Below are 10,726 nucleotides of genomic sequence, written 5' to 3'. Positions count from 1 at the left end.
CACCCGAAGAACAGGAGTTCCACCATGCGAACCACCACCACGAGGCGACTCGCCCTCAGCGGCCTCGCCGCCGTCGCGACGGCAGCACTCATCGGCTTCGGCACCACCGCCGCGAGCGCCGCCACCACCGATGCCGCCGGCACCGGCTGGATCCGCGTCGGGCACCTCTCGGCCGACACCAAGACCGTCGACGTGAAGCTGTCGGCGCTCTCCGGCGGCGCGACCGTGTTCGAACTCGACGACGTCGCCTACGGCCAGGTCTCCCCCTACACCGACCTCGCCGCCGGCACCTACGTGGTGTCGATGGTGCCCGCCGGGGCTCCCGACAGCACGAAGCCGGTCATCAGCACCAACGTGACCATCACGGCCGGGGAAGCGGCCACCGTCGCCGCCTACGGTCCCAACAAGGACCTGCAGACGAAGGTGTTCGAGGACGACCTCACCGGTCCGGCCGAGGGTGCGGCACGCATCCGGCTGATCCAGGCGTCGACCGATGTGAAGAGCGTCGACGTCAGCACCTCGACCGGCATGCCGATCGCGAAGGGCGCCACCACCGGAACGGCGACCGACTACGCGAGCGTCCCCGCCGGCCCATGGGATCTCGAGCTGACCGGCGGCAAGCAGGCGGCCGAAGCCTCCGTGAACCTCGCGCCGGGCACCGTGAGCACGCTCTTCGTGCTCGACAACGCCGCAGGTGGCGTCACCCTCATGCCCGTCCTCGACAGCTCAGCGGCCGGTGACGCTCCCGAGGGTCCGGTGGAGACCGGTGGCGGCGGACTCGCCAAGGAGTCGTCGACGCTCGGGTCCGTCCTCGACGACCTCGACGCGAAGCTCGCCCGGCTCGTGCGCGAGCTCGGGACGGCGGCGAGCTGACCATGAGCGCCAAGAAGACGATCGGCATCGCCGCGACCGCGGTCGCCGCGGTCACCGCGACCGCCGTGATCGCCTCCCTGGCGACCGGGTTCCCGGCGAACCTCCTCCAGGGTCAGACGGCTGCGTCACCCGGCGCGACCGACGCCGACGGACAGCCTGGCCCGACCTCGACGGTCACGGACCGGACCACCACCGAGGCCGCAGACGCGTTCCTCGCCGACTGGGTCGACGACGGCCGCGTCGTGCGCCGGGACCAGGGTGACGACACGGTCAGCGAAGGGCAGGCCTACGGACTACTCGTCGCGGCCGGGGTCGGGGACGAGCAGTCCTTCACCGAGATCTGGGACTGGACCGAGCAGCACCTGCAGCGCCCCGACGGACTGCTCGCCTGGCGGTGGAGCGACGGCGAGGTCGTCGACGACGAACCCGCAAGCGATGCGGACCTCGACGCCGCCCGCGCCCTCGTCATCGCCGGCACCCGGTTCGACGAGCCGCGGTTCACCGAGGCCGGCGTCACGCTTGCCGGTGTGATCGCGGACCGCATGACCGCCGAGACCGCCGCGGGCCGGATCCTCCTGCCCGGTGTCTGGGCCGCATCGACCGAGCCCTACGCGTACAACCCGTCCTACGCCTCCCCCGTCGCCTTCTCGGTGCTGGGTGCGGCGACGGGTGACCCGCGGTGGGCCGAACTGCAGGCGGGTTCCGCAGCGGTCACCACCACCCTGCTCGACGAGAGCCCGCTGCCGCCGGACTGGGCCCAGGTGCACGCCGACGGCTCCGTCGATGCCATGCCCGGCGCGGCAGGGACCGGGCAGAGCGTCCGCTACGGCTACGACGCGGCCCGACTCCCGATCCGCTACGCCGAGTCCTGCGACACCGCCGACCAGGCGACGGCCGCCCGCCTCGCCTCGACCCTCGCGCGGTCGAAGGAGCTGCGGGCGGAGACCGATCTCGGCGGATCACCACTGACCTCGGACGTGCACCCGCTCGCCCTCCAGGCCCGAGCAGCCGCGCGCGCAGCCGTCGGCAACCTGCCGGAGTCGGCTGACGACCTCCGAGCCGCCGACGAACTCGCGCAGGAGGTGCCGAGTTACTTCGGCGCCGCCTGGGCAGCCCTCGCGCCCATGATGCTCACGACCGGTGAGCTGGACGGGTGCCCGCCGCTCACCGAAGGAGCCACCTCATGATCCGCGCACACCGCCGGACGATCGGCACGCTCGCCGCGGCCGGAGCACTCCTCACGGCGCTCGCCCTCTCGGGCTGCGCCACGACGCACACCGGGCAGACGCCGACCTCGCCGAACGCCGCCGACGGGCCCATCACCTCCTCGGAGGCGACCGACCGTGGCGCCGCCGGTGCGAAGCAGGACCCGGTCGCCCAGGCGCCGGCCGCCGATGTCAGCGCACTGAGCGTGAGCCGGGTGCAGATCCCGTCGATCGGTGTCGACGCGGCGGTCGAACCGCTCGAGCGCGATGCGTCCGGTGTCCTCCTGCCGCCCGTCGAGTGGGAGGACGCCGGGTGGTACCGCGCCGGCGTCCTGCCCGGTCAGGTGGGGCCCGCGGTCATCGCCGGTCACCTCGACACGACCCTCCGCGAGGCGGTGTTCGTCCACCTCAAGCAGCTCGTGGCGGGCGACCAGGTGACGGTCACGATGTCCGACGGCTCGACCGCCACCTACGCCGTGGACCGCGCCATCGACGTCGAGAAGAAGACCTTCCCCACCGAGGAGGTCTACGGACCGACGCCCGACGCGCAGCTCCGGCTCATCACCTGCAACGGGCCCTTCGACGACGCCGCGAACACCTACGCGAACAACTACGTCGTCTTCGCCTCGCTCGTCAGTACGACCCCGTAGCACCGCTCCCCACCCCTCGCTCCTGTCGAGGGGCCGCCCCGCTCCGAACCACTCCCAACGACCCGAAAGGAACCGACGTGAACCGCTCCCTCGTCGTCATCCCCACCTACAACGAACTCGACAACCTGCAGCCGATCGTGAACCGCACGCTCGCCGTCGCCGGGGTCGACATCCTCGTCGTGGACGACTCCTCCCCCGACGGCACCGGGTTCCTCGCCGAGCAGCTCGCCGCGCAGCACCCGCAGGTGCACGTGTTCCACCGGGCCGTGAAGGACGGGCTCGGCGGGGCGTACCTCGCGGGCTTCGCCTGGGCGCTCGCGCGCGGCTACGAGGTCATCGTCGAGATGGACGCGGACGGCTCCCACCACCCCGAGGACCTGCCCCGCCTGATCGGACTCCTCGACGACCACGACCTCGCGCTCGGCTCGCGCTGGGTCCCGGGTGGCGTCGTCGAGAACTGGCCCGCGCATCGGCTCGCGCTGAGTCGCGGCGGCAACCTCTACACGCGACTCGCCCTCGGGATCGGTGTCGCCGACGCGACCGGCGGGTTCCGCGCGTTCCGCAGCGAGGCACTGCGCCGCATCGACCTCGCCGACGTCGCGTCGCAGGGGTACTGCTTCCAGGTCGACCTCCTCTGGCGGGCGCTGCAGCGCGGGCTCCGGGTCGTGGAGACGCCCATCGTCTTCACCGAGCGGGTGTCTGGCGAGTCGAAGATGAGCGGCGGCATCGTCTCCGAGTCGCTCAAGAAGGTCACGATGTGGGGCGTGCGTCGCCGCCTGCAGGAGGTCCGTGCGCTGCTGCACGGCCACCCGCTCCCATCCGTGCGCGTGCTGTCCACCCGCTGAGTCCAGGTGGTGCGGGCTGCGACGACCACGGGCTGACGAGGGCTGCACATCTTCCCAGGTCCTTCCGGTTCCGCCGCCCTCCCCGGAGTCGTAGCGTGAGGGCATGACCAATCGCACGCGCACCCCGCAGCACCCCATCGGTTCCGGCTTCGGCCACTCGAGCACCGCGGCGGAGGTGCTCGAGGGCATCGACCTCACCGGCAAGCTCGCCATCGTCACCGGCGGCTACTCGGGTATCGGCCGTGAGGCCGTCCGTGCCCTGGTCGGCGCGGGCGCCCACGTCATCGTCCCCGCGCGGCGCCCGGAGACCGCTCGCGAGGAGCTCGCCGGCATCGACGGCGTGGAGGTCGACGAACTCGACCTGGCCGACCTCGCGAGCGTCGAGGCGTTCGCCGACCGCTTCCTCGCCACGGGCCGGGGCATCGACCTCGTCATCACGAACGCCGGCGTCATGGCGGCTCCCGAGACGCGCGTCGGCCCCGGCTGGGAACTCCAGTTCGCGACGAACCACCTCGGCCACTTCGCCCTCGTCAACCGCCTCTGGCCCGCCATCGTGAAGGGCGGCTCCTCGCGGGTCGTCGCGTTGTCCTCCAGCGGCCACAAGCGCTCGGGGATCCGCTGGGACGACGTCCAGTTCGAGCACGGCTACGACAAGTGGGAGGCGTACGGGCAGGCGAAGACCGCCAACGCGCTCTTCGCCCTCCAGCTCGATACGCTCGGCGCCGAGGAGGGCGTCCGCGCGTTCTCCGTCCACCCCGGTGGCATCCTCACGCCGCTGCAGCGGCACCTGCCCCGCGAGGAGATGATGGCGCTCGGCTGGGTCGACGCCGACGGCAACCTCCTCGTCTCGGGGTTCAAGTCGCCCGAGCAGGGTGCCGCAACCGAGGTCTGGGCCGCGACCTCGCCGTCGCTCGACGGCCTCGGCGGGGTGTTCTGCGAGGACTGCGACATCGCCGGCCCGGCCGAGACCGCGGTCTCCCCGGCCTCCGGTGTCGCCGACCACGCGACCGATCCGGAGGAGGCGGCCCGACTCTGGGCGCTCTCCGCCGAACTCACCGGGGTCGACGCCTTCGCCGCCCGCGACTGATCGGCCGGCGCCACCCCTTGCAGCCACCCGCCCACGGACCTACCGTGAGAGCGGATCAGCGCGACGATGCGCGAGACGGAGACCGCCCAGGCGGATCTCGGAAGGAGCACCCCATGAGTGACCAGAACGCCGACATCAACAACCCGGGTCCACACGACGAGGCCGTCGACGACGCGGCGGCCGAGCGCGTGGCCTCCACGACGAACCCCGGCCCGCACGTCGCCGCCGACGACCCCGCGGCGAGCGGCGAGGCCGACATCACGAACCCCGGTTCGGAGACCGAACGCGACGCTGCGGGCGAGCGCGAGGCGGAGCGCGTCGCGAACATCACCAACCCCGGCCCAAGTTCCTGACCGCAACGACCCTTTCTCAGGAGTTCGCCGGCGCGTCGACCCGCCCGCCGGGCGGCGCGCCGGAGGACTCCTGAGAACGGTCAAGCAGCTTCAGCGGTCGGCGCGAGGCGGAGTGCGTCGCCGACATCACCAACCCCGGCCCAAGTTCCTGACCGCAACGACCCTTTCTCAGGAGTTCGCTGGCGCGTCGATCCGCCCACCGGGCGGCGCACCGGAGGACTCCTGAGAAAGGTCACCCAGCTCTAGTGGTCGGCACGAGGCGGCCGCAGGCGCGTCTCCTCGATGTCGAGCATCGTCTGCGCCTCGGCGAGGATGCGCGACGGGTACGCACCGCGCGCCCGGGCGTCGAGGAGCCGCTCACGCTCGGCCTGGACGACGGCGAGGCGCAGCTGGCGGTAGAGCCGGTGCGGTGTCTCAGCGTGCGTCTCACTCGGCGAGACCGACTCGCGCGAGCGTTCCCAGGCGGCTTCGGCCCGCAGGAACGTCGACTGCCGGACGCGTTCGAGCAGATCGGGGTCGATCTCCTCCTCGATGCCGACCGCCGACGCCGGATCCTCCAGCACACTGATGCCCGCGTAGCTGATCTCGTCGAGCAGGGTCGCGAGCTGTCGACGGTCCTCGGACTCGTCGATCCCCTGCACCTTGAGCAGCCGGATGAGCCACGGCAGCGTGCCACCCTGGACGACGAGCGTCACGACGGCGACCGTGAAGGCGATGAGGACGAGCTGCTCGCGGTACGGGGTGCTCTGCGGCAGTGACTGTGCGGCGGCGAGCGTCACGACGCCGCGCATGCCCGACCAGCTGAGGATGACGCCACCCCGCCAGTCGATCTGCTCCAGCCGCAGCTGCTCGAGGTCGGCGCGCTGCCGCTCGTAGGCGCGCTCCCGACGCCGCCGTCGATGCCATCGGCGGTTCTGTCTCGGGAACCGTTCCGAGTACCCCATCGACAGCCACCGTTGCAGGGTCTGCCGCTCAGCCCAGCGTTCTCGTGCACGGAGCCCGAGCACCAGCGGGCCCACCCACAGGAACCGCAGCGCGATGAGCGCGGCCGTCGCGACGAGACCGATCCCGATGGACTCCTCGACGGACAGGATCTCGGCGTCGACGGCGCCGATGAGCGTCCGGATCTCGAGTCCGATGAGGAGGAACACGGCGTTCTCGAGCAGGAACTGGATGGTCCGCCAGTTGATGCGGTCGCTGATCCGCGCCTGCGCCGAGAACGCGGCCGAACTCGCGTGGCCCGTGTACAGGCCGGCGATGACGACGGCCAGCACACCGGACCCACCGAGCGCCTCGGTCGGCATGAACGCCACGAACGGGACGGCGATGGAGATCGCGGTGTCGAGGACGGAGTCGTTGAGCTTCGACCGCAGCCAGACGGTGACGTATCCGGCGATGAAGCCGACGATGATCGCCAGGACGACCGCGTAGACGAAGTCGCCGACCGTCGCCCACGGCGTGAGCATGCCGCCGGCCGCCGCAGCGCTCGCCGATCGGAGGAGCACGAGTGCAGTCGCGTCGTTCACGAGCCCCTCGCCCTCGAGCACCGTCAGGAGGCGGGGCGGGAGGCCGAGACGGCGCCCGATGGAGGTCGCCGCGACCGCGTCGGGCGGGCTGATGATCGCGCCGAGGGCGATGGCGGCGGCGAGGTTGAGGTCGGGCAGGAGGCTGAAGAGGAGGAAGCCGGCACCGAACGCGGTGACGATGACGAGCACGACGGACAGGCTCGTGATGGTGGCGAGGTTGCGGCGGAAGTCCATGATCGGGACGCTGATCGCCGCGGCGTAGAGGATGGGTGGCAGGACGACGTCGAGCACGAGTTCCGGCTCGACCTCGATCTCCGGGACGCCCGGGAGGTACGAGAGCCCGACACCGACGATCACGAGGATGATCGGCGCGGCGACGCCGAGCTTGCGGGAGAAGGCCGCGACGGCGACGATCACCGCGATGCCGACGACCGCATACACCCCGAGTTCCATAGCGATCAGGCTATCGGTCGCTCGACCGACCCCATCCCGACGGGCGTCGTGGGTGCCGGAGCCTACTCGAGCAGGCCCCGGATGTCCTCCGCGGTGAGCGCCTGACTGAACACCGCGTCGTCGTCGAGGACCGCGGCGAAGAGCTCCGACTTCTTCGCCTGGAGCGCCATCACCTTCTCCTCGATCGTGTCGGCGGCGACCAGTCGGTAGACCATGACGTTCTCCGTCTGGCCGATGCGGTGCGTGCGGTCGATGGCCTGCGCCTCTGCGGCCGGGTTCCACCACGGGTCGAGCAGGAAGACGTAGTCCGCTTCGGTCAGGTTGAGGCCGAACCCGCCGGCCTTCAGGCTGATGAGGAACACGGGGGCGTCACCGGTGCGGAAGCGGTCGATGACCTCTCCCCGACGACGGGTGGACCCGTCGAGGTACTCGTACGCGATGCCCTGCTCCTCGAGCCGACGAGCGGCGGTGCCGAGGAAGCTCGTGAACTGGCTGAAGATGAGCGCCCGGTGCCCCTCGGCGACGACGTCGTCGAGCTGCTCGAGGAGTGCGTCGAGCTTGCTCGAGGGGATGCCCGCGTGCTCCTCGGCGTCGATGAGGCTCGCGTCGAGGCTGAGCATGCGGAGGAGGGTGAGCGAGCGGAACACGATGAACCGGTTGCGGTCGAGGTCGTCGACGAGTCCGAGGAGCTTCTGCCGTTCGCGTTGGAGGACGAGGTCGTAGAGCTTGCGGTGGGCCGGTGCGAGCTCGATGCGCAGCACCTGTTCCTGCTTCGGCGGCAGTTCGGGCGCGACCATCTCCTTCGTCCGGCGCATGAGCAGCGGTCGGATACGTCGGCGCAGGGTCTGCAGCCGACTCGAGTCGAGCCCCTTGCCGATCGGCTTGACGTAGTGCTCGGTGAAGCGCGGCGCCGAGGCGAACAGGCCCGGCGCGACGATCGACAGCAGCGACCACAGCTCCATGAGGGTGTTCTCGATGGGCGTGCCGGTGATCGCGAGCTTGAACGGTGCTCTGAGGTCGACCGCGCACTCGTGCAGCTTGGCACGGTGGTTCTTCACGAACTGCGCCTCGTCGAGGATGAGCCCCGACCACTCGACCGCCTGGTACGCCGCTGCATCGAGCCGGAACAGCGCATAGCTCGTGACCACGATGTCGGCGCCCGCAGCGAGGTCCGCGATCGACGCGCTGCCCTTCGCCTGCGTGGCCGTGATGCTGCGGACGACGAGGCCGGGCACGAAGCGCGTGGCCTCGGCGACCCAGTTGGAGACGACCGACGTCGGGGCGACCACGAGGAACGGTGGTGCCGTGGTCCCGGTGGTCTCGCGCGCGTGGGCGACGAGGGCGAGCGTCTGGAGCGTCTTGCCGAGGCCCATGTCGTCGGCCAGGATGCCGCCGAGTCCGTGCTGCCAGAGGAACGCGAGCCAGCGGAAGCCCTCGACCTGGTAGGGCCGGAGGTCGGCGCGGAGTCCCGACGGCAAGGGGGTGTCGGGGACCGCTTCGATCGCGTTGAGTCCGGCTGCGGCCTCGCGCCAGGAGACGGCTTGCTCGGTCTCGTCGGCGAGGTCTTCGAAGTCGGCCCAGAGGCTCGCCTGGTAGCGGCTGATGCTCGGCTTCGTGTCCCACTCCTTGAGCGTGGCCGCCTCGGTGAGCAGTTCGCGCAGGCGGTCGAAGGCGGGGTGCTCGAGCGAGAGGTAGGTGTGGTCGACCATGAGCAGCTTCGTGCGCCCCTTCGAGAGGGCCTTGAAGAGGGGCTCGAAGGGGACGCTGTACTCGCCGATGTGGATGACGATCCCGAGGTCGAACCAGTCGCGCTGCTCCGTCTCCACCGTGGTGACCGAGATGTGAGGTGTGCCGGTGAGCTCCCGGTACTCAGGGCGGTCGCCGGACACCTCGACGAGGACGTCGTCGAGCGATTCGAGGACGGGCAGGGTGCGCTCGGTGACGAGTGCCGCGTCGAACTCCGTCAGGACCTGCGGCCTGGGCGGCCAGACGCCCGGGGTCGTGAGCTCGTCGAACGAGCCGGCGGCAAGCGCGCGGCGTTCCGGTTCCGCTGCGGCGGCGATGGCGGCACCGACCCGGTCGAGGATGGCCCGTTCCGCGCGTTCGTCGCGGAGGACCTCCGCTGCGGCAGTGCCGGTGGCGGCGTCGGTCGGCGCGCCGTTCGGCACCGTGGACACGAGTGGTCGCCCTGCGGCGAGCGCCGGGGTGCCGCCACCGATCGGGACGCGCTGCGCCGGGGCGTACTGCCAGAACCAGGCGAGGCGCAGGGTCTGCTTCGGTTCGAACGAGGCCGCGAGCACGAGCACCGGTGGCACGATCTCGGGGAGGGCGACGGTGCCGTCCGTCGAACTCAGCGAGATGCTGCGGCGGAGTCGTGGGACGTAGTGCTCGAGGAACTCCGCCACCTCGGCTTCGGGGACCACGACGGGCTCGCCTGGCCCGAGGAGTCCGCGGGCCTCGTCCGTCAGCGGTTCGGCGAGGGGTGCGAGCACGAGCGCCTGCTTGGGTTCGAGCGTGTAGTGGTAGAGCCCGTGGTCGCCGAGGGCTCCGCTCGTGGCGGCATCGACGTCGGTGCCGTCGATCGTCACGACCGATCGGAGGACCACGCCCTCGTCGTCGTGCGCGGCGTCCAGCCGGATGGCGGCTGTGGTGCCGAGGGTGACCGTGCCCTTGCGCGTGCCGACGAGTTCGATCCCGAGTTGGGCCGCCTCCTCGAACAGATGCCAGAGGACGGGGCTGCCGAAGTCGTCGAGGACGAGCCAGTCCGAGTCACCGGCGCCGGCGTAGGCACCGGCCGGCGGACGGGTGGCACGCAGGAGCGCCTGGAACTGCGTGAACCACTGCTGGTGCGCCGGATCGAGCGACAGCCGGTGGCCCTGGTGCGTGAACGAGGTCCACGAGATCGTCGACTTCACGAAGCCGCCGCCGGCCTTCTTGACCACGGGTCGGACGGCGATCCGGCTGGGGTGCCGGGGCTCGGGCGGGCCGTCGGCCGTGCGGGAGGTCGGTCCGCGCCAGCGTTCGGCGGTGCGCGGGATGCTCTCGCGGACCTCGAACTGCAGGCCCATGGCCGTCGGCGCCGTGGCGCGACCGGCGTCACCGGCGAGGGAGTCGAGCCGGTTCCGCCAGCTGGGCGGCGCCGGCGGTGTCTGCGGACTCGGGGTCCATCGCGCTGCTCGCCGTTCCGCTTCCGGACGCCAGGAGGCGGGGAGGTCGTCGAGCTCGTCGAGGGCGTACATCGGCTGGTGCTCGGCCGGTTCGTCGAGCGCGGGGTCGTTGATGGGTGCGGTCCAACGCCGGTCGGAACGCCACGACGCCTCCTTCACCGACGGCGGCCGCTGTGGGGCCACCCACCGGTCGGAGCGACCTTCGGCCCGGAGGTGGGCCGCGTTGCTGTGCAGCAGGGTGGCGACGATGTGCTTGCAGTCGCCGCGCAGGGGGCACGAGCAGGCGCTTCCTTCGATCCGTGCGAACCCGCCGGTGTCGTCGCCGAGGTCGATGATGCAGGCGTACGGGACGTCGGTGGAGCCTTCGACGATCCCGTGGAGCCGACGCTTGTCGGGGTCCCAGTCGGCAGCGGTGACCCGACCGTCCCTCGCGTAGACCCGGCCGCGGTCGAACGCCACCCGCCCGACGAGCCGGACGAGGTCGGCCACGTCGACCAGTGGTGCGGGCTCGGGAGTCATCGCCCCATGGTCTCACGCACGACGGACACCCTTCCCTCGGGCCGGCGC

At 71.3% G+C, this 10,726-nt stretch carries 8 protein-coding genes; 6 read left to right on the top strand and 2 right to left on the bottom strand.

All coding sequences use genetic code 11. The features are described 5' to 3' along the window. Positions 1-24: 24 nt before the first annotated feature. The 6 genes from IFU30_RS05995 to IFU30_RS05970 all read left to right on the top strand — a co-directional run bounded on the left by IFU30_RS05995 (position 25) and on the right by IFU30_RS05970 (position 5,013). On the top strand, positions 25-873 hold the full coding sequence (locus tag IFU30_RS05995) for a DUF4397 domain-containing protein (RefSeq protein ID WP_192004625.1): 849 nt from the start codon (positions 25-27) through the stop codon (positions 871-873). Positions 874-875: 2 nt separating this feature from the next. Next, a complete protein-coding gene (locus tag IFU30_RS05990; protein ID WP_192004624.1) occupies positions 876-2,060 on the top strand; it encodes a glycosyl hydrolase family 8 in 1,185 nt (394 codons plus the stop codon). Continuing rightward, positions 2,057-2,728 (top strand): class F sortase, encoded by a 672-nt coding sequence (locus tag IFU30_RS05985; RefSeq protein WP_124768766.1) that lies wholly within the window; start codon positions 2,057-2,059, stop codon positions 2,726-2,728. Before IFU30_RS05990 ends, IFU30_RS05985 begins: the two co-directional genes overlap by 4 nt. Before the next feature lie 77 nt (positions 2,729-2,805). Next, positions 2,806-3,573 (top strand): polyprenol monophosphomannose synthase, encoded by a 768-nt coding sequence (locus IFU30_RS05980; protein WP_079705198.1) that lies wholly within the window; start codon positions 2,806-2,808, stop codon positions 3,571-3,573. A 103-nt stretch (positions 3,574-3,676) separates the two neighbouring features. Next, a complete protein-coding gene (locus IFU30_RS05975) occupies positions 3,677-4,660 on the top strand; it encodes an SDR family NAD(P)-dependent oxidoreductase (RefSeq protein ID WP_192004623.1) in 984 nt (327 codons plus the stop codon). Between the two features lie 113 nt (positions 4,661-4,773). Then, positions 4,774-5,013 (top strand): hypothetical protein, encoded by a 240-nt coding sequence (locus IFU30_RS05970; RefSeq protein ID WP_192004622.1) that lies wholly within the window; start codon positions 4,774-4,776, stop codon positions 5,011-5,013. Positions 5,014-5,255: 242 nt separating this feature from the next. Here IFU30_RS05970 and IFU30_RS05965 read toward each other — a convergent pair whose 3' ends face one another. Both IFU30_RS05965 and IFU30_RS05960 read right to left on the bottom strand, forming a co-directional pair. Then, a complete protein-coding gene (locus IFU30_RS05965; RefSeq protein ID WP_079705195.1) occupies positions 5,256-6,992 on the bottom strand; it encodes a cation:proton antiporter in 1,737 nt (578 codons plus the stop codon). A 62-nt stretch (positions 6,993-7,054) separates the two neighbouring features. Beyond that, positions 7,055-10,678: a DEAD/DEAH box helicase gene (locus IFU30_RS05960; protein ID WP_192004621.1), complete on the bottom strand. Its 3,624-nt coding sequence runs from the start codon at positions 10,676-10,678 to the stop codon at positions 7,055-7,057. Positions 10,679-10,726: the final 48 nt, after the last annotated feature.

Source organism: Plantibacter sp. CFBP 8798, from assembly GCF_014841195.1.
Lineage (GTDB): Bacteria > Actinomycetota > Actinomycetes > Actinomycetales > Microbacteriaceae > Plantibacter > Plantibacter auratus.
Note: the sequence above shows the minus strand (reverse complement) of the source record. Positions and strands in the feature narration are given on the sequence as shown.